20 protein-coding genes and 1 pseudogene are annotated in these 25350 nt (G+C 42.0%); 15 read left to right on the top strand and 6 right to left on the bottom strand.

Annotated features, from left to right (window positions below):
* Positions 1-98 precede the first annotated feature (98 nt).
* From AC4E96_RS01815 to AC4E96_RS01800, 4 genes and pseudogenes are all read left to right on the top strand, one after another.
* Positions 99-464 carry a VanZ family protein gene (locus AC4E96_RS01815; protein WP_490254727.1) on the top strand — a complete coding sequence of 122 codons (366 nt, stop codon included), beginning with the start codon at positions 99-101 and terminating at the stop codon, positions 462-464.
* A 9-nt stretch (positions 465-473) separates the two neighbouring features.
* Positions 474-1406, top strand: coding sequence for a ketopantoate reductase family protein (locus tag AC4E96_RS01810; RefSeq protein ID WP_490254726.1), 933 nt, complete (start codon positions 474-476; stop codon positions 1404-1406).
* Positions 1407-1539: 133 nt separating this feature from the next.
* Complete coding sequence (locus AC4E96_RS01805; RefSeq protein WP_488033139.1) at positions 1540-2016, top strand: Fur family transcriptional regulator; 477 nt, start codon at positions 1540-1542, stop codon at positions 2014-2016.
* A 213-nt stretch (positions 2017-2229) separates the two neighbouring features.
* Positions 2230-2481 (top strand): annotated as a pseudogene (locus tag AC4E96_RS01800) (choice-of-anchor I family protein); the annotation flags it as partial.
* Between the two features lie 103 nt (positions 2482-2584).
* Here the strand turns inward: AC4E96_RS01800 and fadJ are convergent.
* Together fadJ and fadI are read right to left on the bottom strand one after the other, a co-directional pair.
* Positions 2585-4762: a fatty acid oxidation complex subunit alpha FadJ gene (gene fadJ, locus AC4E96_RS01795; protein ID WP_490254725.1), complete on the bottom strand. Its 2178-nt coding sequence runs from the start codon at positions 4760-4762 to the stop codon at positions 2585-2587.
* Positions 4763-4787: 25 nt separating this feature from the next.
* Positions 4788-6098 carry an acetyl-CoA C-acyltransferase FadI gene (gene fadI, locus AC4E96_RS01790; protein WP_488033142.1) on the bottom strand — a complete coding sequence of 437 codons (1311 nt, stop codon included), beginning with the start codon at positions 6096-6098 and terminating at the stop codon, positions 4788-4790.
* Between the two features lie 304 nt (positions 6099-6402).
* On the opposite strand from fadI, the gene AC4E96_RS01785 reads away from it, so the two are divergent.
* The 6 genes from AC4E96_RS01785 to AC4E96_RS01760 are packed head-to-tail and all read left to right on the top strand — an operon-like array spanning position 6403 to position 13659.
* Positions 6403-7359: an AAA family ATPase gene (locus tag AC4E96_RS01785; RefSeq protein ID WP_490254724.1), complete on the top strand. Its 957-nt coding sequence runs from the start codon at positions 6403-6405 to the stop codon at positions 7357-7359.
* Positions 7360-7363: 4 nt separating this feature from the next.
* On the top strand, positions 7364-8305 hold the full coding sequence (locus AC4E96_RS01780; protein WP_490254723.1) for a DUF58 domain-containing protein: 942 nt from the start codon (positions 7364-7366) through the stop codon (positions 8303-8305).
* 10 nt (positions 8306-8315) lie between these two features.
* Positions 8316-8855 (top strand): DUF4381 domain-containing protein, encoded by a 540-nt coding sequence (locus tag AC4E96_RS01775; protein WP_490254722.1) that lies wholly within the window; start codon positions 8316-8318, stop codon positions 8853-8855.
* The gene (locus AC4E96_RS01770; protein ID WP_488033146.1) at positions 8848-9840 is read left to right on the top strand and encodes a vWA domain-containing protein; all 993 of its coding nucleotides are present in this window, start codon (positions 8848-8850) and stop codon (positions 9838-9840) included. Before AC4E96_RS01775 ends, AC4E96_RS01770 begins: the two co-directional genes overlap by 8 nt.
* Entirely contained in the window at positions 9833-11848 is a 2016-nt protein-coding gene (locus AC4E96_RS01765) for a vWA domain-containing protein (protein ID WP_490254721.1), read from the top strand. The genes AC4E96_RS01770 and AC4E96_RS01765 overlap by 8 nt, the downstream gene beginning before the upstream one ends.
* Positions 11842-13659 carry a BatD family protein gene (locus AC4E96_RS01760; protein ID WP_490254720.1) on the top strand — a complete coding sequence of 606 codons (1818 nt, stop codon included), beginning with the start codon at positions 11842-11844 and terminating at the stop codon, positions 13657-13659. Before AC4E96_RS01765 ends, AC4E96_RS01760 begins: the two co-directional genes overlap by 7 nt.
* Positions 13660-13685: 26 nt before the next feature.
* Here the strand turns inward: AC4E96_RS01760 and AC4E96_RS01755 are convergent, their stop codons facing one another.
* Positions 13686-16511: a bifunctional diguanylate cyclase/phosphodiesterase gene (locus AC4E96_RS01755; protein WP_490254719.1), complete on the bottom strand. Its 2826-nt coding sequence runs from the start codon at positions 16509-16511 to the stop codon at positions 13686-13688.
* Between the two features lie 159 nt (positions 16512-16670).
* On the opposite strand from AC4E96_RS01755, the gene AC4E96_RS01750 reads away from it, so the two are divergent.
* Positions 16671-19103, top strand: coding sequence for a penicillin acylase family protein (locus AC4E96_RS01750; RefSeq protein ID WP_490254718.1), 2433 nt, complete (start codon positions 16671-16673; stop codon positions 19101-19103).
* 67 nt (positions 19104-19170) lie between these two features.
* A complete protein-coding gene (locus AC4E96_RS01745) occupies positions 19171-20340 on the top strand; it encodes a chorismate mutase (protein WP_490254717.1) in 1170 nt (389 codons plus the stop codon).
* A 102-nt stretch (positions 20341-20442) separates the two neighbouring features.
* Here AC4E96_RS01745 and AC4E96_RS01740 read toward each other — a convergent pair whose 3' ends face one another.
* From AC4E96_RS01740 to AC4E96_RS01730, 3 genes are all read right to left on the bottom strand, one after another.
* Positions 20443-20673, bottom strand: coding sequence for a hypothetical protein (locus AC4E96_RS01740; RefSeq protein WP_490254716.1), 231 nt, complete (start codon positions 20671-20673; stop codon positions 20443-20445).
* A gap of 70 nt (positions 20674-20743) precedes the next feature.
* Positions 20744-21466 carry a lysophospholipid acyltransferase family protein gene (locus tag AC4E96_RS01735; RefSeq protein ID WP_488033153.1) on the bottom strand — a complete coding sequence of 241 codons (723 nt, stop codon included), beginning with the start codon at positions 21464-21466 and terminating at the stop codon, positions 20744-20746.
* A 45-nt stretch (positions 21467-21511) separates the two neighbouring features.
* Positions 21512-23170, bottom strand: a complete 1659-nt coding sequence (locus tag AC4E96_RS01730) for a bifunctional lysophospholipid acyltransferase family protein/GNAT family N-acetyltransferase (protein ID WP_490254715.1) — start codon at positions 23168-23170, stop codon at positions 21512-21514.
* A 220-nt stretch (positions 23171-23390) separates the two neighbouring features.
* Between AC4E96_RS01730 and AC4E96_RS01725 the strand changes: the two genes are divergently transcribed.
* The 3 genes from AC4E96_RS01725 (at position 23391) to AC4E96_RS01715 (ending at position 25248) form a co-directional block, all read left to right on the top strand.
* Positions 23391-23945, top strand: coding sequence for a sigma-70 family RNA polymerase sigma factor (locus AC4E96_RS01725; protein WP_488033155.1), 555 nt, complete (start codon positions 23391-23393; stop codon positions 23943-23945).
* The gene (locus AC4E96_RS01720) at positions 23938-24663 is read left to right on the top strand and encodes a DUF3379 family protein (protein WP_488033156.1); all 726 of its coding nucleotides are present in this window, start codon (positions 23938-23940) and stop codon (positions 24661-24663) included. Before AC4E96_RS01725 ends, AC4E96_RS01720 begins: the two co-directional genes overlap by 8 nt.
* A gap of 126 nt (positions 24664-24789) precedes the next feature.
* Positions 24790-25248, top strand: a complete 459-nt coding sequence (locus AC4E96_RS01715; protein WP_488033157.1) for an Lrp/AsnC family transcriptional regulator — start codon at positions 24790-24792, stop codon at positions 25246-25248.
* Positions 25249-25350 lie beyond the last annotated feature (102 nt).

The following is a 25350-nucleotide window of genomic DNA, read 5'->3' as shown; positions in this document are numbered from 1 at the left end:
AGCTTTACGTTTTGTTCGGTGACAGATATTAAAATTGATTGGGTATATAAAATGCTTTGATATACTTCCCTATCCTAATAAATCACCTGATGCTTTTAATGAAAAACGCCTTTTACAAAATTTTATTTTATCTTGCTGTCGTTATAGCCACATTTGGCTTTTTTGCCGAAGTAAAAAATGGCGGCATGGGATTTCCTCATACTGACAAAATCGCACATCTCGTAATCTTTTTTGGATTGACTTGGCTTGGCTGTAAAGCTCATTCATTTAAAAACGTAACGGTCATTCTTTCCGCTGCAATTTATGGCGCTATCATTGAGATTTGCCAAGGTGCTTTTTTCGCTCGACAAGCTTCTGTAGCCGATTGGGTAGCTGATCTGTTTGGCTGTTTGTTAGCACTGTATTTTTTAAAGAAGTTCTCTGGAACAACTTTAGTCCCATCCAACGATAAACACATAGAATAGTTAGTCAAAATGAACAACTCTTCTCAATCAAATTTATGGGTTATTGGTCAGGGTGCTATTGGTTGTACTCTTGGCGCATTTGCCCAAGCCCACAGCTCCAAGGTCAAATTTGTGAGTCGTTCAAAAGTAGGCGCTATTGAGGTTCAGCATTTAAATGGTGATAAATCCCAATTGCCAATACCCATGTCTTGGGCGGAGTTAGAACAACACCCCCCGGTAATCGAAAAGGCTTTAGTTACCGTTAAAGCCCCACAAGTAAACGATGCTATTACTGCCCTTTTACCTTTTCTACCAAATTCAAACGCACACATTATCCTTTGTCACAATGGCATGGGCACAATTGAAGACGTATTGCCTAAGCTAAAAAATCACTTCGTTTACTTTTGTACTACGAGCCTCGGTGCCTTGAAAGAAGGAAATGTTGTAAAGGAAACAGGAGAAGGAGTTAGTCAATGGGCGCTCATACATTCTCCTCTAACATACCTTTCTGGCAACGCCTCTGCTATAGAACAAAAGGATATGGCTCGTCTCATTCCTTATGCAAGTGCGACTGATGATATAAACAAAATTTTATGGCGAAAACTTGCAGTTAATTCAGTAATTAACCCTATTACCGCGATTCGAGATATCGACAATGGTGACGTGTTGAAGCCTCAATTCCGCCCTCAGGCCCACCTGATAATTAAAGAGCTCATAGCAGTGGCCAGCACTCAAAATGTGTCACTGTGTTTCCAATCACTCGTTACTTTAGTCGAAGAAGTGGCTCAAAGAACGGCTAAGAATCGTTCATCAATGCGGCAGGATATTAATGCAGGCCAAATGACAGAGATTGACTTCATCAACGGCTACATTGCTAAACTGGGGCGACAGCACGGCATTGCCACACCAGCCAACGATGAAATGGTGGCATCCATTTATAAGTTACAGTCAGAAAAAAAGTAAGTGGCTAAGTGCCCGCATCGCATATTGACTGAATCGTAGCCTGAGATTAATCCAATCGTGAATAGACAATAAATTTACAATTCAAAGCGGGTTTAATAAACTGTCGGAATTAATAACGGAAAGGTGAGTAACTGTGAGTACTTCTGAACAGAATTTAAATGACAATATTCAAGCTATTATTGAAAAGGCAAAACACAACTGTGCAGAAGAAGGCGTAAAGCTGACACCCAAACGTGAAAATATCCTCGTTTCAATTATCACTGCGGGTGAAGCAGTTTCTGCTTACGAATTAGCCGAGGTTTATCGCGAGTTGTTCCAACAAACCATTCCTGCCATGTCAGTGTATCGGATTTTGGACTTCCTAGTCGAACTATCACTCGTCCACAAACTGACTTCTGCTAACAAGTACATTGCTTGTTCTCATATCTCGTGCTCACACAGCCATGAGATTCCTCAATTTTTGATTTGTGAAGAATGCCAGTCTGTAACCGAGATTGGAGTCAAAAATGATGTTATTAAAGGTCTAAAAGCCAGTGTTGAAAAAACCGGTTTTAAGCTCACCACTCAACAGCTAGAACTTAAAGGCGTTTGTTCAGAATGTCAGTCATAAAAAAGACACAAAACACGCTCACCTTTTAACCACCCTGTCACACCCTTTTAACCTTTTGGTCAATTTACTTATCTAGATTAATCCTTGATAACTTTTTATTTTCAAGGATTAATCATGTCTAACAAACAATTACGCACTTCATTTAAGCTCAGCGCTCTTTCCTTACTTATTGCTACATTTCTTACCTGTTGTGAACTCGAGGGAGATGACGGCTGCTTAGCGTTTATTGGTTTAGAGCGAATGGGTGGTGTGATGGTTTACGATGTGACCAATCCATACCAAAGCCGCTTTGTCGATTACTTTTATAATCGAGGTACGGTTGAAGGTGCAGAAGCCACTGGTGACTTGGCCCCAGAGGGAATGGTCTTTGTTGATGCTTAAAATAGTCCAACCCAAAAACCTTTGTTGATTATTGGTAATGAGATATCTGGCTCGGTTGCCGTTTGGGAAGTCGAGCCTATTTAAGCTAGGACTAACACACTTAAAGCAATAAAAAACCCCGGAGTTTTCACTTCGGGGTTTTCTTTATCAGTTATTTCTTACTGACTCTCACGTGGTACCAAGATTCTTAGTAGAACGTTTTACCTTCTTTTGCCATGTTCACAAGTAGATCACATGGTGCAAAACGGTCGCCGAACTTAGCTTGGTAACCTTCTAGCTTAGATACTAGAGTGTCGATACCCATGCTATCCATATAGCGGAATGGACCACCTTGGAATGGAGGGTAACCCGTACCGAAAATCATACCAATGTCACCGTCACGTGGGTTACGTACGATTCCATCGTCTAAACATCGTGCTGCTTCATTCAATAATTGAACAACACAACGCTCTGCGATCTCTTCCTGACTGTACTTGCTCTTAGGAGAAACACCTAGCACTCGGTACACAGACTCATCAACCTGCTTACCTTTTTTCTTCATTGTTACTTTGTCTAACAATGTGCGCTGAGCGGCCTTACCGTAAACATAAAAACCTTTTTGGTTTTTCTTACCTTTACGATCATCTTTTGTCAGTTTGTCCATTGCTGTAGGTAGAGCAAAACGCTCACCAAATGCATCGTATAAGATACCAGCAACTTTAGAACCAACATCAATACCTACTTCATCAAGTAATGTCATAGGACCTACAGGGAAGCCAAAGTTTACTAACGCTTTGTCAATTTTCTCAACTGGCTCACCTTCCATCACCACGTTTGCCGCTTCGTTCATGTATAAACCTAAAATACGGTTTACAAAGAAGCCTGCTTCGTCTTTGACAACGATTGGTGTCTTACCTTGACGACGTGCAAATTCAACCGTTGTTGAAATTGTCTCATCTGAAGTTTGCTCAGTTGCGATTACTTCAACAAGTGGCATTTTGTCCACTGGCGAGAAGTAGTGAAGGCCAATTACGTTTTCTGGACGTGCGGCTTTCTCTGCAATTTTACGGATAGGCAGTGACGACGTGTTTGATGCAAAAATTGTGTTTTCATTACAATTTTCTTCAATGTCAGCAACCATCTTTTGTTTTAGATTAAGATCTTCAAATACCGCTTCAACAATGATGTCAGCATCTTTAAAACCAACAAAGTCAGTACCTGCAGTTAACATCGCTAATTGCTTCTGCATTTCTGACTTACGCATAAAGCGACGTTTTACTTTCTTGTTTAAGATGTCGTAGCTGTATTTAAATGCATTGCGAATACCTTCTTGTGCAATATCTTTGATACGCACTGGTACACCTGCTTTGGTAACAGTAACAAATGAGATACCACCACCCATTAGGCCACCGCCAAGGACACCGGCTTTGTTTACTTTACGAGGTTCTACACCCTCAACGCCGTTTTCTTTTTTCATTTCGGTCGTTGCAAAGAACAAACCGCGCAATGCTTTTGACTCTGGCGTCATACAAAGCTCAGAGAAACGTTTAGACTCAATGTCTAAACCTTTTTTGTAGCCTTTATTTACGCCAGTTTTAATACACTCAATGATGCGAAGTGGCGCAGGGTAATTGCCTTTTGTTTGGCGCATTACTTGTTTAGTCGCTTGGTCAAAAACAATATTGCGGCCAACAGACGTATCTTCTAAGAATTTAGCCATAGCAGGCTTTTTCTTGTCTTTGCGAACTTTGCCTTTTTTCTTAAGTGTCTCGACCATCTCAACGGCCGTATCAAGCAAGATTGAGCGAGGAACAATTTCGTCCGCCAAGCCTGCTTTCACGGCTTGTTTGGCACGTAATTGCTTGCCCGTTAACATCATGTCTAATGACTTTTGTAAGCCAACCAGCTTAGGTAGACGCTGTGTACCGCCTGAGCCAGGTAACAAACCAAGTTGTACTTCCGGTAAACCTAATACCGTTTTATTGTCATCAGATACCACACGTGCGTGACAGGCCATTGCCAACTCTAAACCACCGCCTAGGGCTGGACCATGAATGGCTGCCACAACTGGCATTTTCATGTTTTCAATTTTGTCGAATAATTGCTGACCCATTTGAGCAATCGTGCGGACTTCGTCTTCTGACTCACATGCATCAAGCATAGAGACATCGGCACCAGCAACAAATGAATTGTCTTTACCAGAAGTGATGACGAGACCGTGAACGTGGGTGTTTTTCTCAACTTCTTCAAACACAGCGTTAATTTGATCGCCAAATTCCGCTTTTAATACGTTCATTGATTCGTTTGGTACATCGATAGTAATAACACCAACGCCGCTTTCAAGGGTAGTAAGCGTAAATGCTGACTGATTCGTTTCTGTTGTCATTTTTAAATCCTTGTGATTCCGCTTATTAACCGTCTACTTCAACAATCATAGCTGCGCCTAAACCACCAGCAGCACATGCTGTCGTAAGACCAACACCACCGCCGCGACGACGTAATTCGTTGATTGTTTGAGTAAGCAAACGCGTACCTGTCGCCGCAAATGGGTGACCGTATGCAAGTGAGCCGCCGTTCACGTTAAATTTAGTCATGTCGATTTCACCAATGGCTTGGCTGCGACCTAGTTTTTCTTCTGCAAACTTTTTGCTTTCGAACATCTTCATGTTGGCAAGCGCTTGCGCCGCAAATGCTTCGTGCATTTCAATTAGGTCTAGGTCTGCTAAATTCATACCCGCGCGCTCAAGAGCAATAGGCGTTGAATAAGAAGGACCCATTAACATGTCTTCCCAAACATCAATCGCTGAGAAACCGTAGCTGCGGATATAACCAAGAGGTTCATAACCTAATGCTTTTGCTTTGCTTTCTGTCATAAGAAGGATAGCTGACGCACCGTCTGTTAGTGCAGTCGAGTTAGCCGCAGTTACAGAACCGTGTTTACGGTCGAATACTGGACGTAACTTAGCATAGCCATCTGCTTTAGAATCTGTACGGATAGTGTTATCCATTTCGATAAATTGTTTAAACGGTTCTGGGTGAGCCGTCATAACCTCATCTTTCATCAGGCCCGATTCCCACGCTTTTGTTGCAAGCGTGTGAGAACGGTGCGCCATCGCATCTTGATCTTCACGGCTGATGCTGTGCGTCTTAGCCATTTGTTCTGCCGTTTGACCCATGCTCAAACCCGTTGAGTACTCTGCTACAGCAGGCGGTTGAGGTGCCAAATCTTTTAAACGAATTTTCTTTAAAATATTCCAACGCTGGCCAAGCGTACGTGCTTTATTTAGGTCAACTAATGCACGTGCTAGCTTTTTAGTCACACCGATAGGTAAGACAGAAGAAGAGTCAGCACCACCCGCGATACCAACATCGATGTGGCCTGCCATCATAGATTCAACAATGTTTGCCGTAGACTGGAAACTGGTCGCACACGCTCGAGAAACTGAGTAAGCGTCTGTGTTTACGTCCATGCCTGTGCCCAAAACAATTTCACGTGCAATGTTTGGCGCTTCTGGCATTTGTACAACTTGGCCGTATACAAGCTGTTGTACTTCTTTAGGATCAAGTTCGGCGCGTTGTAGCATTTCGCCAACAACCATTTTACCTAAATCTAGAGCTGGAACACCGTGGTAAGCCGTTGCCTGTTTTGCAAATGGCGTACGTAAGCCTGAAACCACCGCAATGCGGTCACCGTTTCGGGTTAATAATTTCTTTGCAGTCATGATTTTTCCTATTATTGAATCTGGTCTGACCTCTATTGATGGTTTCCGATTCTATCGAGATATTGCTCAATGTCAAAAATAATGCGCATTTTTATCCATTTTGTGCACATAATCATCGTTTAAAAACCAACCACTTGTATTTTGTACGTTGAACCTTATATCTTCTGTACTGTCATACAGCAGTTGTAGGATTGGACCACTTGCTTTCTTAACTATTAAGCGTTGTCGCAAGAGGCTAAAAAATCAAACTTTTTTAAAAATAAACTGCCCAAATAATTACAAGTGCAGAAGGACTTTTACGCAAATGTCAGTTTCGCAATTTAACGAGCTTAAACAGTACTTAGATTCACAAGTTATCGGCCAACCAGAATTCACAAAAGCCATATTGGTTGCTTTGTTGGCAGACGGCCATTTATTAGTCGAAGGCCCTCCTGGTCTTGCAAAGACAAGAGCCATCAATGCCCTAGCAAACGGTCTAGAAGGTGACTTTCACAGAGTTCAGTTTACACCGGACCTATTACCGGCTGATTTGACAGGTACTGATATTTACCGTCCAGAAACGGGAGAGTTTGTATTCGAAGCAGGACCATTGTTCCACAACTTGGTCCTAGCGGATGAGATAAACCGCGCGCCAGCTAAAGTACAGTCTGCATTATTAGAAGCGATGGCCGAGCGCCAAGTCACCGTTGGTAAAACGACTTACCCTCTACCAGACTTGTTTTTAGTTATGGCGACGCAAAACCCGCTAGAACAAGAAGGCACGTACCCTCTTCCAGAGGCACAACTCGACCGCTTTTTAATGCACCTAAATATTGATTACCCAGGTGCTGATACAGAAATTGAAATTTTACGCCTAACCCGTGGCGAAGCGTTATCTAATGAAGTTCCAAAGCCACAGCCGCTAACTCAACAAGCATTATTTGACTCTCGCCGTGAAATTTTGACGATTCATTTGGCACCAGAGTTAGAACAGTATCTCGTTAATTTAATCATGGCGACTCGTGAACCCGAAAAGTTAGACCCAGAATTAAAACGTTGGATCGCATTTGGCGCCTCGCCTCGTGCCACCATTGCTCTTGATAAATGCGCTCGAGCGACAGCCTGGTTAGCTGGTCGTGACTTTGTTACACCTGATGATATCCAGTCCGTCTTTTTTGACTGTTTACGTCATCGCGTTTTACTAAGCTACGAAGCCGAAGCCGCCGGTGTCAACGCAGATCAAGTATTGAAGAAGATTTTACAAACCGTCGCCGTACCTTAAGCTTATGAAGACTCATAACAATGCAACCGAGTGGTTAACCGAATCAAAAGCCAATGGTGTCGATTGTCACCTCGACGAGTTGCTTCGATATCAAGCTTTTACTCATTTATTGCAAACTTCAGGTGCCAATAAAGTAAAACACCATTTGTCTGGTCAATACCTTGCAAAAACCAAAGGCAGAGGTATGGAGTTTGACGAAGCAAGGCATTATCAACCAGGTGATGACGTAAGGGCTATCGACTGGCGCGTCACCGCTCGCACTGGTAAAACTCACACCAAAATATTCAGAGAAGAAAAAGACCGTCCTATTTTTATTTTGTGTGATTTATTACCTGGTATGCGCTTTGGAACGCAATTGTTATTTAAGTCAGTACAAGCTTGTCACCTTGCCTCACTGGTTGCGTGGAAAGCCAAACAAAACGGCGATAAAGTCGGTGGTTTGGTATTAACAGAGCAACAATTATTTGAAGCCAAACCCAGAGCGCGACAAAAGGCTTTGTTACATTGGCTGAATAATTTAGTTGAAGGTCATGATTTATTGACCTCTTCAGCACCAACAAGTCCAGAACAATCTGCTCTAAAATTTGAACAAGCTTGCAGTCACTTAAGACGTGTTGCTCATCCAGGTAGCTTGGTTTATATCATCAGTGACTTTTTAAACATTAATGATGCGAGTAAACAGCATCTATTTCAGTTACAAAAGCATTGTGAAGTAAATGCCTGCTGGATTTACGACCCATTAGAGCAAGCACTTCCCAAAGTAACCGGTGAGCACCTAGCCGTTACTGATGGCGAACACACCAAAAGTATAAACTCTTTGGCGCAAGTGAATGCTTACAACGAGTTAGCAGAAGCGTTTTTTAACGAGCAAAAAAACGAGCTGCAAAAGCTCAATATTAAGTGGTTACCCATTAGTGCAGGGTTACCGTTGCAAGAGCAATTATAGGAAGTTTGAAATGCAACAAAATCCACTTTCCCAACTTGAAGATATCGTTACACCGGAACCCGTCGCTTGGTGGCCATTAGCTTGGGGCTGGTATATCTTAATTGTCTTGGTCCTTCTCGGCCTAACGGCTCTTATTGTATTTTTGGTCAAACGTCATCGTCACTTAAAAGCCAAAAGAGCGGCCCTAGTCATGTTAAAGCAGTTACATGACGAACCGCACCCACAGCGAACCATAAAACAAATTAATGAGATTCTAAAACGCGCTGCGTTAGCTTATGCACCAAGAGATAGTGTCGCCATGATGTCTGGTGAGCAATGGATTGCAACGTTAAATGCTTGGACCAAATCAGACGAACACAAAATCTCCTCTCGGTTTGCAGCCATGGCTTATCAACCCAAATGTAGTGCGGCAAATGCCGACTTGTATTTATCCCAAGCCATAACTTGGGTGGAGAATACTCTCCCATTAAACAAAGTCATTCTAGAATCAGTAAGGACACCGCTGACCCAAACCTCTAATGGCTCACAACAGGAGGCCAAACATGTTTAGCTTCCAATGGCCGTGGTTATCCCTTCTACTATTTTTGCCATTTTTGATTTGGCTTTTACCAGAAGCCAAACAAAATCAAACCGCGCTCCGATTACCTACTTTTAACTTATTGAATCAAGTTGAAACGACGGCAACGGTTCGTCGCTTTCCATGGTTATGGTTTGTCGTTTGGTTAAGTTTTGTGTTAGCTGCTATGCGTCCACAGTGGCTTGGAGACCCAATTACTGTGCCTCAAGAAGGTAGAGAAATAATTGTCGCCGTGGACTTGTCAGCGTCGATGGATGAGTCCGATATGAAGATAAATGGTCAGGCTGTTAACAGGCTCACCATGCTTAAATACGTTCTTCACGATTTTATCGACCGCCGCGTGGGTGACCGTTTAGGGCTTATCTTGTTTGCGGATACGGCGTATGTTCAAACTCCATTGACTTATGACCGCACGACAGTAAAACAAATGCTCGATGAAGCGGTCCTTGGTCTTGTGGGTGACAAAACGGCCATTGGTGATGCATTAGGCTTGGCTGCTAAACGATTTAGCCAAAAAGATGACTCTAATCGCATTCTTATTTTACTCACTGATGGCCAAAACACAGCGGGAAATATCACTCCACTTGATGCGCTTACCATTGCCAAAGAAACAGGCATAAAGGTGTATACAATAGGGTTAGGTGCAGATGAAATGTTAGTCCGTGGCTTTTTTGGAACCCGTCGCGTCAACCCTTCGGCAGATTTGGACGAAAAACTACTGACCCAAATAGCCGAAGAGACTGGCGGTCAGTATTTTAGAGCCCGAGATACGCAGCAGTTGGCGAATATTTATAAGATTCTCGACCAACTAGAACCAGTTGAAGATGACCCAATTCAATTGCGGCCTCAGCAAGCACTGTTTTTCTGGCCACTCGGCTTTGGCTTATTGTGGTCGATAGGTTTAGTACTTGTACCAATGATTGGACGACGATTAAAGGGAGAACACTCTTTTGGCTGATTTTCACTTTATAAGACCTGAGTGGTTGTGGGCTATTGCTCCTTTATTGGTAATTACATGGTTAAGTCACAAAAATCAGGCAAAAAGCCAATGGCAATCATGGGTTTCCAGTCACCTATCTGCGTCACTGCTAGGACAAGAACAGTCTAAGCCACTCCAATGGAGAACTTATCTTCTAGCGGCTATTTGGATATTAAGTGCAATAGCCCTTGCTGGCCCTACATTTGAAAAAATAGAAAAACCATTGTTTAAGTCAAACCGTGCCAGCGTCATTGTAATGGACATGTCGATGTCGATGCGCAGTACTGACATTACACCGGATAGACTTACCCGAAGTCGGTTCAAAGCGATTGACCTGACGACCGAGTTAGGTGACGGAGAAGTTGGGTTGGTGGCCTACGCAGGAGATGCCTTTACTATTTCACCTCTTACGCAAGATCCAAGGAATATCGCCGCCCTTATTCCAAGTTTAAGTCCGGAAATTATGCCCGTACCTGGCAGCTATCCTTTATTGGGTTTAGAGAAGGCGGCAGAAATAATGAGCCAAGCAGGCTATTTGTCTGGTGAAATCTATTGGTTTACGGATGGTATTGATATTGAAGACATGGATGATTTACGTAAATTCGCCGCTCAATCGCCTTATCGCATTAATGTGTTGGCACTAGGCACTTCTATGGGAGCACCTATCAAAATGGCGGATGGTACCCTGTTAAAAGATCAAGGTAGCATTGTTATTCCTAAGTTGAACTTACGTGCTTTACAAGAAATATCAAATTTAGCCGGAGGTCAAACAATCAGTGCCACCGCAGATACATCTGATATACAAGCGTTGGCATCACTGAGTCTGACCAATGTAAACTCCAATAAAGACACAAACTCAGCCGACCGCGAGGCTGACCAAGAAGCCGGACAACAATTAACTGGTGATGACTGGCATGAAGCCGGCCCTTGGTTGGTATTGTTTATCATGCCAATGTTATTGTTTGTGTTTAGAAAGGGGGCAAGCGCTCAATTCATGAGTTTCGGTAGCATTATGTTCACAACGATGTTTGTGTTAATGACCACACTATCACCCTCACCTGCTGTAGCTGCACAAGATACAGAGTCAACACTCACATCAAAACAAACCAGTGCAATAAGTACTGACAGTTCTGAAACACAAGAAGCCAACATACTAGATAAAGTGTTTAAAACACCTGATCAACTTGGTTACCAAGCCTTTACTAATGGCGATTACAAAACGGCGCAACAACGATTCAATGATCAGCAATGGAAGGCGACGGCTGCTTACAAGAACAAAGATTACGAGCAAGCCTTATCTCTGTTTTCTAGTGATCAATCGGCTAAAGGTTTGTACAACCAAGGAAATGCATTAGCTCATTTAGGGGACTTAGAAAAAGCGATTGAAGCCTATAGCCAAGCGCTAGAGTTAGACCCAAACCTAGAGCAAGCAGCAAAAAACAAAGAGATTTTAGAACAGCTAAAAAGTCAGCAAGAACAGTCACAAAGCGAACAACAATCTGGGCAAGGACAAGAGCAATCTGGTCAAGAAAATAAAGGTCAGCAATCTGACTCGCAACAACAAAGTGAACAAAATCAGAATGAGCAAGGCCAAAGCGACCAACAAAACTCACAAGATGGTCCTACGTCCAATGCTGATCAAAGTGACCCGAGCCAACAACAACCTCAGCAAGGTGACAACAGTGATGACTCACAACAAAAGTCTGAACAAACACAACAAGATGGCCAACAAGGTAATGATATAGAGAAGGCAGATGGCCAACTTGACGAAGAAAAAAATCAAACCAACTCGAATAAGGCCAAGTCACCTTCCCAAGCAATGACACCGGAAGAAATTGCAGAACAAGAGAAACAACAGCGGATTGAGCAGCTGTTACGAAAAGTAGACGACAACCCGTCAGTCTTACTAAGAAATAAAATGATTTTAGAAAACAAACGCCGACAGTATCAACGTCGATACCCTAAAGGAGTAGAAAAAACGTGGTAAATTCAACACTCTTTTCCATTTTAGTGTTTATTGGTTTATGTTTGAGCTTCACTGCTCATGCTTCTGTTACTCGACTCGACGCCTCTATCGATAGAAACCCAGTAATGGAACGCGAGCCGTTTGTTTTAAAGATTGAAGCCAATGGTTCTGTTAATACCAATGACTTAGATCTGTCTATTCTTAACAAGACAACATTTCGTGTTGGTCGAACCGCGACGGGCTCTCAAACTCAGCTAATAAATGGTAGCTTGAGTCGCTCAACAACGTGGAGTATACAGCTGGTCGCGGACTCAGCTGGTAAACATATTATTCCTCCTTTTGAGCTCAATGGTGTGAAGAGTAAACCGATAACGGTCACTGTTGTAAAAGCATCCCAACAAAACACAGGTCCAAACGAGAGCATTTACATTACAAACCAGCTTCAAGGGCAAAAGGTTTACGTTCAACAGTCCATTAAGTTAATCACCAAATTACATATTTCTCCTCAAGTAGAGTTACAAAGCGGCCGATTGTCAGAGCCGAGTTTAGAGGACGCCATCATAAAACAGCATGGCAAAGACAAAGACACAACAGAAATCATCAATGGCATTCGATATCGAGTAATTGAACGGGTATACACCATCACTCCACAATCAAGCGGGAGCTTCACCATTTTGTCCCCACAATTTAATGGTGACGTAACCAGCCGTAATGGAAGGCGCTCCAGTTTTAGTTCGTTTATTCAGAGCAAACCAGTTGCGGCACAAGGCAAAAATTTTGAAATAGAAGTGTTACCCATCCCAGTCGATTATCAAGGCCCATGGTTACCGAGTGACTTAGTTCAACTTAATGAAGAATGGCAACCTGCAACTGATACCGTCGAAGTGGGTGAACCAATCACACGAACTTACACACTTACAGCGCTCAATGTGAGTGAAGAACAACTTCCCGAAATTAAGAGTGTTTATCCAGCTGAATTCAGTGTTTACCCTGATAAATCAGAAACTCATTCGGTGGTGAGAAATAATGCCCTTGTATCACAACGCGTAAGTAGTGAGGCTATCGTAGCGAATAAGCCTGGGACCTATACGCTACCCGAGATTACGGTTAACTGGTTTAATGCCAAAATACGCAAAGCACAAAAGGCCACATTACCAAGCCGAACCATTACTGTAGTTCCGTCTTCGAATCCACAAGGCATTCCACAGAGTGGAATACCTGCAATGTCTAGTCAGAGTTCTCAGGTAATGAATAATGACTGCGCGTGTGCAGACCGAACAGAATCTGTCACCAAGCCTGTGCAGAGTGGACCAACCGGCGCTAGTTCTAGCCTAAAAGATGTGACATCCCTGACCATTGGAGAGACCAAAGTGTCTAGCTTTGTCATCTGGACATTAATGGCTATAGGTTGGTTGGGCTTTATAACATTTGGCTTGTTATACCTAAAAAACAAACAGAGAGGCCTTAACCAAGCTACTACTCAACAACATGATGGAGGAGCCAGGTCACTTGCCACTCACGGGTTTGATATAAACGAGTTGAAGCGCGCGTGTTTAAGTCATCAACCAAACCAAGCCCATGCATTATTGGTTGAATGGGCCAAAACCTACAAGCCAAATGCACGGAGTTTTAGTCACTTCCAGCAAATGATTTCTAATGAACTAAAGGCGGAAATAACGCGCCTTGAGCAGTTCAAATATAGCGATTCTCACTCTTTGAAGACGCCAGGTTGGCAAGGTGAGAAATTGTGGCAGGCCATTGAGGCGCAACTAAAAACCGTTGACTTAGAGAAGACTGAATCGTCCGACTTACCTCCATTAAACCCGAGTTAAACGAACTTAACCATAGACAAACTAAACTATAGTCGCGGAGGCACCCACTCTAGTGCCTCTGCTTTTGGTAACGGCTTGCTGTAAAAATACCCTTGGATATAGAAGCATTCTTTCTCTCGTAAAAAAGTAACCTGCTCTTCAGTTTCAGCACCCTCCGCAATTACGTCCAGCCCAAGTTGTTTTGCCATGGCAATAATCGCACTGGTAATCTCCATATCATTTTCGTCTTCAGGTATATCCTTGATAAACGAACGATCAATTTTTAACGTAGTGACCGGCAAACGTTTCAAATAGCTTAGTGATGAATAACCAGTACCAAAATCGTCGATAGAGATAAGAATACCAAGCTTTTGAATCTCGTGAAGTTGTTTAATTGCTCCTTCGATATCAATCATCAAGCTCGATTCGGTAATTTCCACTTCAAGCAAATTAGGATTAATGTCGTACTTCTTGATGGTTTTATTGAGTTGTTTACATAAGTTTCCAGACTCAAATTGCTTAGCACTCAAGTTAATTGATACAACGACCTGTTGACCATTATGCTTTATGAACTCAGCCGCCTTATCTAGCACCCAATCTCCAATTTTTAGGATTAAATTACTTTGTTCGGCGACCGGAATAAATTCTGCCGGGGAGACAAAGCCTCTTTTTTTGCTAACCCACCGCAATAAAGACTCATAGCCAACTAATTTAGGGCCCCGACTATCAACTTTAGGTTGGAAGTGTAATTCAAGTTCATCGTTTTCTAATGCAAAGAGCATATCTTGCTCTATTTCAATTCGTTCTTTTGCCATACGATTGAGGTCTTGAGAGTAGAAATGATACGTGTTTTTACCTTGAGATTTAGCTTCATACATCGCCATATCAGCGTGCTGTAACAACAAGTCAGCGTCGGTTAAGTCCGATGACGACATTGTCACCCCAATACTTACTCCGACTTGTACTTTATGCTCAAACAAATCAAAAGGTTCTCTGGCCACATCTAAAATTTGATTGATTTTGGCGATAACGTCTTCTTGAGATTTAACTCCGCCTGTTATTAACGCAAATTCATCGCCTCCCATTCGTGCAAATACATCTTCTGTTCTAAGTAACTTTCCTAACTTACTAGAAAATGATTTAAGTAACTTGTCTCCGCCCTCATGTCCTAAAAAGTCGTTAACCTTTTTAAAATCATCAATATCAAAATAGAAGAGTGCAAAATCGTATCGACCCCGTTTACTGATTGCCAACAATTTGTCGAGTTGAGCCAAAAAGAACGCGCGATTACTCAACCCAGTCAATTCGTCTACGTAGGCCAATTGTTCAATTTTATGTTGGCTGTCTTTGACCGATGAAATGTCCTGAATTGTCATAACGAACTTTTCAATTCTGCCGTTTTCTGAGCGCATTGGCGTAATGTTACAGTTGACCCATATTTCTTCTTCACTACACGATTGTCGTAAAATTAACTCGCCGACCCACGCGCCTTTTCGCCTTATTTGATTAAGGATTTGCTCTTTTATAAAATCCATATGCGGATGAATAAACTCAAAAAGTGGCTGCCCTTCAAGTACCCCTTTTTCAGCGGCTAGTAATCGTTCACACTTCGCATCAGCTTGCAAAATCAATAAATCAGGAGACAAAAGTAAGACGACGTTGTCGGAATAGCTGATGGCTTGGGCTAACGCTTTGTTTTCCTCTACTTTGAGTTGCAAAACATTATTTTCTTCAAGTAACCGTTGTCGGTTTCGGCTCTCTAAGCTAATAAACTTTTTGAGCTCTAACGCCAAGTCAGCAAATTCATCGTCTGTAGACAACAACTGAACGACGTCACTTTTTTCTTTATTTTTATACGTTCGTAACCACTTACTAAGTGGACTTGAAATCAATGCAATCCGACGGTTCATCAACACTTTGGATAGCCAATACACAGTCATTACAATGGTAAAGAAAGTTAGTGTCGAGAAGCCTATAAAAGTCCAAGATTTATGTGACTCAGGGCCAAGGATTTCTTTTTCGGTCTGATAAACCACTAAATGCCAATTCGTATCTCTTACTTTAATAGAATCGGTATACACATTGAGGTCTCTGTCTTTAAATGAGGCGACTTCCTGACCGGCTTCAATTCTCTCAATATACTGAGCTAGGCTGGGACGTAATAACGATTGAGAATAGGTACTCGCCGAATAATTATCGGTTTGGCGTAATAGTTTTAATCCGTAATCAGGATGGAAAACAATTTCACCACCCTCGGCGTGAATGAACAGATTGACATTTGTTGAGAAGCTAGGCGCAACAACTTTTTCAATTAATTCATCAACCTCAATTATACCGCCAGCTAATCCGACTATCTTCCCCCTATCGAAAATAGGGACTCCATAGCCAATAACATACATCTGCAGGTGACTATCCAAAAACACGTTTGTCCAACTACCGTCGTCTAATGTGTCAGTGCGCCTAAAAATGAACTGAAAAGGGTTTCGGGTTACATAAAAACGCTGTGCGTAACTGCTCACCCACTGTTCGTCATGTGAATAAACATTGCCTTCTAAGTCGGCAATAAACAAAATGTGATTTGACTCAGAAGGTTTTAGTAATGACTTGGCTATATTTCCAAATGGTTTCTGAACTTTTTCTAGCCTAATTTGCAATTCGTTTACGTTTTGCTTAAGTGGAGACAACGTTTCTTCAATGAGGTTCGCCTGTTTTAACAGAATAGCTTCTCGTTTCAACTTCGCTTGTTGAAACAAGATGTGATTAGGCTCATCAACTAATGTAAAAAACACCAAAACAGCAATAAAAAAGTGTAAAAGCCCCACTAAAATAGCGACTCGAAAACTCACACTATTTAAATTTAGAAACGAAACCAATCAAATCCCCTATTTCACATTTATAACATCTAGTTATTTAAAACTTTTAGTGGTAGTTTTAAGTGTAACCAAGGCTTAAAAGCTGGTGTCTGGAGAGTAAAGCTGACTGCTTATTCTGCGGACACAATATCCTTTTGAAACCTCATGAAGGAACAAAACATGGCAGTTTGGCTCCGCTATTTAATTAAGGGGTTAATTTCCTTAATTATTATTATCACAATTCTAGTTTACTTCTCGTTGAAGTCGAATTTGCCACACCTAAATGGCGAATTTATTTCTCAAACACAAAGTCCTGTCAAAATTGACCGCGATAGTCAGGGTATTGCCACAATTCAAGCGAGCTCTCAATTGGATGCGAGTTATGCATTGGGTTGGCTTCATGCTCAAGAACGCTTTTTTCAAATGGACTTGTTGCGCCGCAATTCTGCAGGTGAATTGTCAGAGTTGTTTGGCCCAGTGGCGTTAAGTCATGACAAGCGAATTCGTATCCACCAGTTCAGAAAACGTGCTAAACAGCGCTTTCAAACTATTCCAGAGAGTCAAAAGGCTATAATCACGGCATACACACAAGGAGTTAACCAAGGGTTAGAGGCGCTCACAACTCCTCCTTACGAATATTTATTACTTACAAGCAAGCCGAAAAAGTGGGCCGAAGCGGATACATTTTTAGTGTTATTTTCCATGTTTATGGATTTGCAGGATGAATTTGGCCAACGAGAACAACTCCTTGGCCACCTCAAAGAACACGTAATGAGCGATGTATTTGCGTTTTTAAATCCCAAAGGAAGCATTTGGGACTCAGCCATCGATGGCACACGTTTTCGAGAAAGCTCTATACCTCGACACGGGTTCGAACCTGCTCCAATCATAGATCAAGTCCCCTCACAAGAGATGCTTCAATCTAGCGAGACACACGAAGGTCTTCCAGGCAGTAATAGCTGGGTAGTAAGTGGCAAATTGACTACAGGTAACGGCGCCATATTAGCGAATGATATGCACTTAGGTATCGGAGTTCCCAACATTTGGTACCGCGCTTCTTTAAATTACCCGTTGCAATCTGTTGCTAAGGAAATCACAAATATCTCACTACATGGGGTGACATTGCCAGGTACCCCAGCTTTAATTGTTGGTTCCAATACGCTTATCGCTTGGGGCTTTACCAATAGCTACGGCGATTGGTCTGATGTTGTGAAAATCGAACTTGGTAACGCTGCAAATTCTTATCTGACAAACGATGGCGAACAACAATTTGTTGTAGACTTTGAGACCATCATGGTCAAAGGTGCCCCAACTGAACAGGTTGAAATAAAAAAAACGATTTGGGGACCAATCATAAACCCTAAAGAGCCTGCCACACCAAAAGCTATTCGTTGGGTTGCTCATGATGATCATGGCGTTAACTTTAATTTATTAAACTTGGCTCATGCAAAATCGGCGAAAGAGGCACTCTCAATCGCTCCGACATTAGGGATCCCAGCCCAAAATATCATCGTCGCCGACGCTAAGGGAAATATTGGCTGGACGATCGCTGGTGCCATACCTAACCGCAAAGCGCCTGGGTTTAGTCAACTAGATTGGCAGGTCCCACATTATTGGTATAAACATGACGTAACGTGGCAAGGCTACGTTCCAGCAGCTCAATATCCAGTCGTTTACAACCCAAGCAGCAATCGCATTTGGACAGGAAACAGTCGAGTTGTGGGCGATGAAGCATATGAAATTATTGGCAATGGCGGCTATGCATTAGGTGCAAGAAGTCAACAAATTCAAAAAAAATTAGAGTCACGAGAACAATTCTCTGAGCTCGATATGCTATCGATACAAAACGACCATAAAGCCGTGTTCTTGTCCCGTTGGCATCGCTTTATTATGGATAAAGTATTGCCAAATGTTGCTTTACCGGAAGACGAGTTAAAACAAATTAAAAACTACCTAATTCAATGGCAACAGGCAGCATCAGCTGACTCGGTTGGGTATACCATAGTTAGGCAATACCGCTTAAACCTCAGAGATAAAGCATTTGAAAAACTTACAAGAGATAGCAACATACAACCGAACAAAGTAAAAAGCTTACGCTTGATTCGCCACCAGTTGGAAACGCCACTGTGGTCGATGGTCACAGAGCAGCCCTTACATTTGTTGAATGACAAATATGATACATATACAGATATGTTTACCAGTGTCTTTATCGATACCACTCGTCAATTAGAAGACAAATATGGCACATTAAGTAACGCAACATGGGGAAATGTAAACAAAACAAAAATCGAACACCCGTTGGCAAGGGCCATTCCATTGCTTGGTCCTCTATTAAATATGCCTGAATACAGCGCCACTGGTGATAGTTATATGCCACGCGTGCAAGGTGTAAGGTTCGGCTCAAGCCAGCGTCTTGTTGTTATGCCTGGGCAAGAGTCCCGAGGAATAATGCATATGCCATCTGGACAGGCATCACACCCCTTTAGCCCTTATTTTGGTTCAGGGCACAAGGACTGGATTGATGGTACGCCAAGCCCTTTATTACCAGGTAAAACAGAATATTCTTTGACTTTAGTTCCTGAGCACAAGTTAGCGCTAGAGTCCAAAAACTAACATAAATGGAGTGTCGCAAAGATTTGCGGCCCTCTTCATTAGACATACTAAAAAAAGGAGCAAGTTGTTGAGTAATACGCCATCTGATTTGATAAGTTTGAGGGAAAAAATATCAAGTATCGACAGCAAACTGTTGTCTTTACTTGCTGAGCGTCGAGCAATTTCAAAACAAGTTGCCGAGCAAAAAATAGCTCAGAACAAACCAGTAAGAGATCTTGCCAGGGAAGAGCAAATGCTTATTGACCTGATAGAGCAAGGGCAAAAAAAATCACTTGATGGCTACTTTGTTAAGCAAGTTTTTCAAACCATCATCGAAGACTCTGTTCTGCATCAACAGGCACTGTTACAAGAGTTTTTAAATCTGCCAAACGGAGATGCCACCATTAATCGTGTCGCCTACCTAGGTAGTCAGGGCTCTTACAGTAACTTGGCGTGCCACAAGTACTTTTCTCGTTACCCTGGCGAATTAAAAGCCATGGGTTGTTCTAGCTTTGCTGAAATCATTGAAAAAGTCGAACACAAACATGCAGACTATGGGATCCTGCCTATCGAAAACACCTCTTCAGGCAGCATCAACGACGTATATGACTTATTACAACATACCTCACTATCGATTGTTGGCGAGCTAACTCACCCCGTCAACCATTGCATGGTCAGTGCCGTACCTACTCAACTAGAGCGAATTAAAACACTCTATGCCCATCCTCAGGTTTATGCACAATGCAGTCACTTTTTGGCCCAATTTGACGATGTAAATATTGTTCACTGTGAAGCGTCCTCTGCGGCGTTTGAAGCGATTCAAAGCGATACAACGGGGACAGTGGCAGCATTAGGTAGTGGTGAAGGAGCACGCCTATATGGCCTGCAAATCATCGCCGAAGCGCTCGCAAATCAAAAGAAAAATTACAGTCGCTTTATCGTACTAGCCAACAAACCAATTGATGTTGCCTCTCAAGTCCCTGCCAAAACCACTTGGATAATGTCGACAGAACAAAAGCCTGGTGCGTTAGTAGATGCGTTGCTTATTTTAAAACAACACGGCGTAAATATGTCTAAACTCGAGTCGCGTCCAATTACTGGAAACCCTTGGGAAGAAATGTTTTACGTTGATGTCGAGGGCAATGTTAGAGATAGTAATATGCAAAGGGCGATTGACGAGCTTCAACAAACAACGCGATATTTGAAGGTCTTAGGTTGTTATCCGAATGAAGATGTACAACCTGTAAAAATTGCTTAACTCATTAACTCATTAACTCATCATGCCTAAATATTTCGGTATATTTAGGACGAGTCCATAAAAAGTAAAAAGGTCACTCAAATGTTGAAGTGACCTTTTTTATTACTCATTTACGTATTTTAATGGGGAGCCATTATTTACTTCGACATTTTGCCTCAGCTCCTCAACCTGAACATGAACTTCTAATAGGGACCGTTGCAGCTCTTCAATTACTTTCATGTCTATTTCATCGCTACTGACCTTTTCATCTAAGTGCTCAGAAGCTTGTCTCAATTTAGATAATGACTCTTGAATGTCCGTCATTGGAAAACCTTTTGTTATTGTTTTTTCCATTCGTTCATCTATGAACATTCATGCCAGCCTTGGCTATCTCAGGCAATATACTACCTGTACGTAGGTATTTCTACTTTTTGTTATAAGGTTGGTGATGACAAAACGGCGTCTTTTCCTCAAGACGAGTTTGAATGTCCTTTACGTATCCCTGTTTTCTTTCTTTTGTGTCTTCGCAGTAGAGCGACTTTTTATATTCATCAACTTCGACAATTTCCATGTTGACCCTTATCTTTTTGAAAACACGCGGTAGCTTTTGCCCTGGGATTTGAATGTGATGCATACCACCACTATACAAAAACAGAATATTGCCCCCTTCCAGCTCATCAATGATATCTGCAACACCACCACGCACTGACATTGGATTTCCGTGTTTATCATTACCGTCTCTACGGCGCATTCTGCCTTCCGGTAAAATTGCGACGATTGCATCGTCATTGACTCGGTTCAAAAAGTTATGCCAAGACTCATCTCGCTTACGACTTATCGGTACCACACCAGGAACTAACGCATGAAAAAAGCGCCCTACTATTGGACGACTCGTTGTGATGTCGGCAACTGGCAACAGTACGTGTCGAGCAATTTTCCAGATAAAGGGGAATGGGGCTAGTCTGACTAACATAGCTTCAAATAAGCTAGTGTGATTAAGTAAGACCATTAACTTAACGTCTTTTAAATCTGGGTATTGTTTTTTACTCAACCACGTCACTTCAAATCGATAAAATAACCAGCTGATAATTTTTACCGTCGACATAACAGTAAAGCTAAAACATTGCGCAAATCGATTGGCACGCATTTGTCACCTATACATATTTTTTATTGGGGAATGAAAACCAAAATGCTAGTTAGCTTGATAGTTCAGATATGACTCTAGACCATCCGCTAAATATTGCTTTAATGAACGGCTCGGTGCACTAGGCAGGTGTACGCTAAGTAACATGCCTGGTGTATCGTTAAAGCTTTCATCTATGCCAATGCAATAAAATCGAGCAGCCATCTTTTGATATTGTTTCATCAGTACCGGAACATCTTTACTATCTCGTTCCCAGCCTTTGACGACGGCGGATAATACCCTATCTTGGTCTCGATGTTTAGTAAAAAACTCTGTCAATTCGGGGTTGATCGGTACATTAAAAGGTGTTTTAGCCGAAACTTGGTCACTTGGCTGAGTCACCACCTGACGAATAGCTTCGACCGATTCAGGGCGATATAGCTTACTAAGAGAAACGGTGCCATACAAAGTGCGATACTGCGGATGCCGAACAACAAACTCCCCTATTCCACGCCACAATAAAAACAAGCCATAAAAACTTCGTTGGTGTTCGGGAACAATAAATGAGCGCCCCATTTCTAAACATGGCTCGGTCTGGTTTATAAAGCCGGGTTTAAAATCAAACATTTTGGCGAGGTACAATCCCTTCATTCCAAATTTCTGCAACAGCTTATCTGTCTGTCCCATTCGATAGGCACCTATGATTTCCAAACTGCTTTGCTCAACAATAAACAAGTGAGTATATGTTGCATCAAAACCATCAGTATCAATGGGTTCGCCTGAGCCTTCGTTGTGCTCTCTAAACACCCGCTCTCTCTGTCTTGCTATTTCATTAACAATGTTAGGCAATTGATTTTGATAGCCATAAAACACTGAAAAGCCTTTGTATTCCAGAAGTTGCTGTGATTTTGGCAATGCATCTAACTCGAGCTGTATCAGCGATTTATCTGTCGGTTTAGCCAGTGGTTGCATAGTATCGATTACATCATCTGGCCACATGTATTCATAACGAGAGTCCAACAGGTGAGCCTGCAAACGGATATAATCATTAATAACGTCCACAGATTTAAGCTTCGCGAGTAAAGGAGTATCTAAGCGTTGACCCACTCGCATTTGAATCGGCGTGCCACGACGCTTTGTTATTTCGCGAAACATCATCAAAAGTTTGGTTTTAGACCATATTCGCGCCAAGTTTATAAAGGTTCTACTGTTTTGCCCTTCGAAGAAGACGGGTAGAACTGGTGAGTCGGTACCTTTGGCAAGTTGTGCCGCAACTCGGTTCCAATCACCATCACAAACTCGACGACGTGCTGATTCATACTCAGCGACTTTCCCACTAGGAAAAACAACCAGCACGCCACCGTCATTTAAATGTTGTCGGCAGGCTCTAAGTGCTGCCATATTGGCCGGGTTTTTAGGCTTTAAGGGATCAATAAAAATAAATTGCGTTTCGAGTTCTTTGAACATAGAAAGCGCTTTATTTGCCAACACTTTTACGTCAGGCCTAAGACGGCCAACTTCGTAGGCCAACCCAACGCCTTCTAAACAGCCAAAAGGGTGATTGGACACCACAATACAAGCACCTTCAATTGGTAATTGTTTTTTGAGATCTGTGGCGCCCATGAGAGGGGTTTTCAAAAATCGTAACAATTCTCGACTAAAATCTTGTTTATCTAGTCCAGGTAAATGACTATTGCGATACAGTTCATCCAACTTATCCAATGCCATAATTTTATCGCCAACACTTAGTAGCGGGCGCCAAAATGGCTTCCATAACTTTGATTGTTTTTTTATTTCAAAAAGTGAACGTAAACTTATTTTTGATACAACATTTACTTTCGTCATTGGCGCTTATTTTCGTTAGATTTTTGGTAAAGAACATTGCAGTGTGACGTAGACACTGCAAATTTCAATGGATTTATAAGCATTTAAACATTTGTCGAACTTAATGTGGAATTTTTTTGAGCCTCTGAAGGTCTACTCTGTCATGAAAACAAAATACCTTACATATGAAGCGTTAGTTAGAGCGTACAGCAAAGACTTATATCGCTATGGCTATTGGCTCTGTAAAGATGCAAACGTCGTAGAGGATATTGTCCAGGAAACGTTTTTACGCGCTTGGCGCTCACTGGATTCATTAAAAGATGAAAGCGCAGCTAAATCTTGGCTCATAACAATACTCCGTCGAGAAAATGCTCGCCGATTTGAACGCAAACAGTTTGACCTCGTCGATATCGATGATAACGACGTCGCTGACACTCACGTTAATAGTTCGGAAGAAGACATGGAAATTCAATTGCTTCGTCGCCAAATATTCAAACTTGAGGCCGAATATCGTGAACCTTTGCTATTACAAGTCGTCGGTGGGTTTTCCGGTGATGAAATAGCTAATATTTTAGAACTCAATCGAAATACCGTAATGACACGCCTCTTTAGAGCCCGTAATCAACTCAAAGATGCGCTTGAAAACACTACTCAACAACGAGGAGTTCAAAATGGATGAGTTAACTTTCCGTAGAAAATTATATGCAGATCCTTCTGATAACTCTTCTGAGGTTGTTGAAGCGTGTAAAGCAGATAAAAATAAAGCGAATTTTAAAGCTGATTTACTTCAGTTTGATGAAAAACTAGAACAAGCATTTAAGGTCGATGTACCGGATAACTTTTCGGAGCGCATTTTATTGCGTCAAGGAATAAATCAGCAACAAACAAAGAAACGTCAGTTCAAATCACACTTTGCGCTTGCTGCGTCTATCGTGGCGGCTTTTGGTATTACCGTTGGAGTGATTCAATACGCGCCACAGCTACAAGGGATTAGCCACCAAGGCATTGTTGGTCATGCTATCGCGCACATGACCTCAGAACTAGATCATATTCCGAGTGATGGTGAAGCGACACTCGACCAACTTAATGAAAAGTTAGCTTATTTTGGTGGGCAGTTAATTGATCAATTAGCACAAATAAAATTTGTGAGCTTTTGTACATTTGAGGGCACGCGCAGTTTACATGTTGTTATGAACGACAATGGTAAAGACGTCACTGTTTTTGTCATCCCTAAGTCAGCGGGATTGGAGCCTCAATATAGCGCGGCGCAGGATGGCTACAATGGCACTATGTTTGACACCTTAAATGCCAATATTGTGGTTGTCAGTGATGATAAAAATGTGAGTTACAATTGGTCACAAAAATTAACAACCGCTTTAAAGTGGCAGAAAGTCTGACTTACCGACCGATTGGTACGATGAGCAGTCTGGATTTTGAGATAGAGGGGATTCTCCAAATAGAATTTAATGGTTACTATAACAAACACAGTAGATATTATTCCTATTTGGAGAAGGACGAAAAATATGGATAGCTTTGACAGACACATTCTCTCACTCTTGCAAAACGATGGCTCCATGTCATTAGCGGAAATTTCAGAGCAAATCGGCTTATCACAGACACCTTGTTGGCGTCGAATTCAGCAACTTGAGCAAAGTGGCGTGATCCGAAAGCGCGTCGCTTTACTTGACCCAGAAAAACTCAACGTTGGCTTAACTGTTTTTGTTAGTTTAAAGACGAATCAGCATACGCCTGATTGGGCAAAATTGGTTGATGACTTCGCTAACAGCTCTACAGAAATCATTGAATTTTACAGGTTAAGTGGTGAAACGGATTACCTGATGAAGGTACTAGTACCGGACATGAAAGCTTATGATGAGTTTTATCAACGCCTTATTCGTCAAGCTGGTTTCAGCGACGTGAGTTCTAGTTTTGCTATGGAGCAAATGAAATACTCAACTGAAGTACCTTTAGCATACAGTTAGTAACAAAAGCTCACACTAAAGAATCCTATTCCTCCAAATCAGCCTTTGAGAAATAATTTTTCAAAGGCTTTTTTTATGCCTGTAAAAATAACAAAAACATTC

This window comes from Psychrosphaera sp., from assembly GCF_982872775.1.
Note: the sequence above shows the minus strand (reverse complement) of the source record. Positions and strands in the feature narration are given on the sequence as shown.

What these genes read in the sequence shown, in the direction of transcription:
- AC4E96_RS01730 (WP_490254715.1), bottom strand. Translation starts at nt 23,170, where the DNA reads ATGGCATTGGATAAGTTGGATGAACTGTATCGCAATAGTCATTTACCT.
- AC4E96_RS01735 (WP_488033153.1), bottom strand. Translation starts at nt 21,466, where the DNA reads ATGCGTGCCAATCGATTTGCGCAATGTTTTAGCTTTACTGTTATGTCG.
- AC4E96_RS01810 (WP_490254726.1), top strand. Translation starts at nt 474, where the DNA reads ATGAACAACTCTTCTCAATCAAATTTATGGGTTATTGGTCAGGGTGCT.
- AC4E96_RS01740 (WP_490254716.1), bottom strand. Translation starts at nt 20,673, where the DNA reads ATGGAAAAAACAATAACAAAAGGTTTTCCAATGACGGACATTCAAGAG.
- fadI (WP_488033142.1), bottom strand. Translation starts at nt 6,098, where the DNA reads ATGACTGCAAAGAAATTATTAACCCGAAACGGTGACCGCATTGCGGTG.
- AC4E96_RS01715 (WP_488033157.1), top strand. Translation starts at nt 24,790, where the DNA reads ATGGATAGCTTTGACAGACACATTCTCTCACTCTTGCAAAACGATGGC.
- fadJ (WP_490254725.1), bottom strand. Translation starts at nt 4,762, where the DNA reads ATGACAACAGAAACGAATCAGTCAGCATTTACGCTTACTACCCTTGAA.
- AC4E96_RS01815 (WP_490254727.1), top strand. Translation starts at nt 99, where the DNA reads ATGAAAAACGCCTTTTACAAAATTTTATTTTATCTTGCTGTCGTTATA.
- AC4E96_RS01785 (WP_490254724.1), top strand. Translation starts at nt 6,403, where the DNA reads ATGTCAGTTTCGCAATTTAACGAGCTTAAACAGTACTTAGATTCACAA.
- AC4E96_RS01720 (WP_488033156.1), top strand. Translation starts at nt 23,938, where the DNA reads ATGGATGAGTTAACTTTCCGTAGAAAATTATATGCAGATCCTTCTGAT.
- AC4E96_RS01770 (WP_488033146.1), top strand. Translation starts at nt 8,848, where the DNA reads ATGTTTAGCTTCCAATGGCCGTGGTTATCCCTTCTACTATTTTTGCCA.
- AC4E96_RS01725 (WP_488033155.1), top strand. Translation starts at nt 23,391, where the DNA reads ATGTGGAATTTTTTTGAGCCTCTGAAGGTCTACTCTGTCATGAAAACA.
- AC4E96_RS01780 (WP_490254723.1), top strand. Translation starts at nt 7,364, where the DNA reads ATGAAGACTCATAACAATGCAACCGAGTGGTTAACCGAATCAAAAGCC.
- AC4E96_RS01750 (WP_490254718.1), top strand. Translation starts at nt 16,671, where the DNA reads ATGGCAGTTTGGCTCCGCTATTTAATTAAGGGGTTAATTTCCTTAATT.
- AC4E96_RS01775 (WP_490254722.1), top strand. Translation starts at nt 8,316, where the DNA reads ATGCAACAAAATCCACTTTCCCAACTTGAAGATATCGTTACACCGGAA.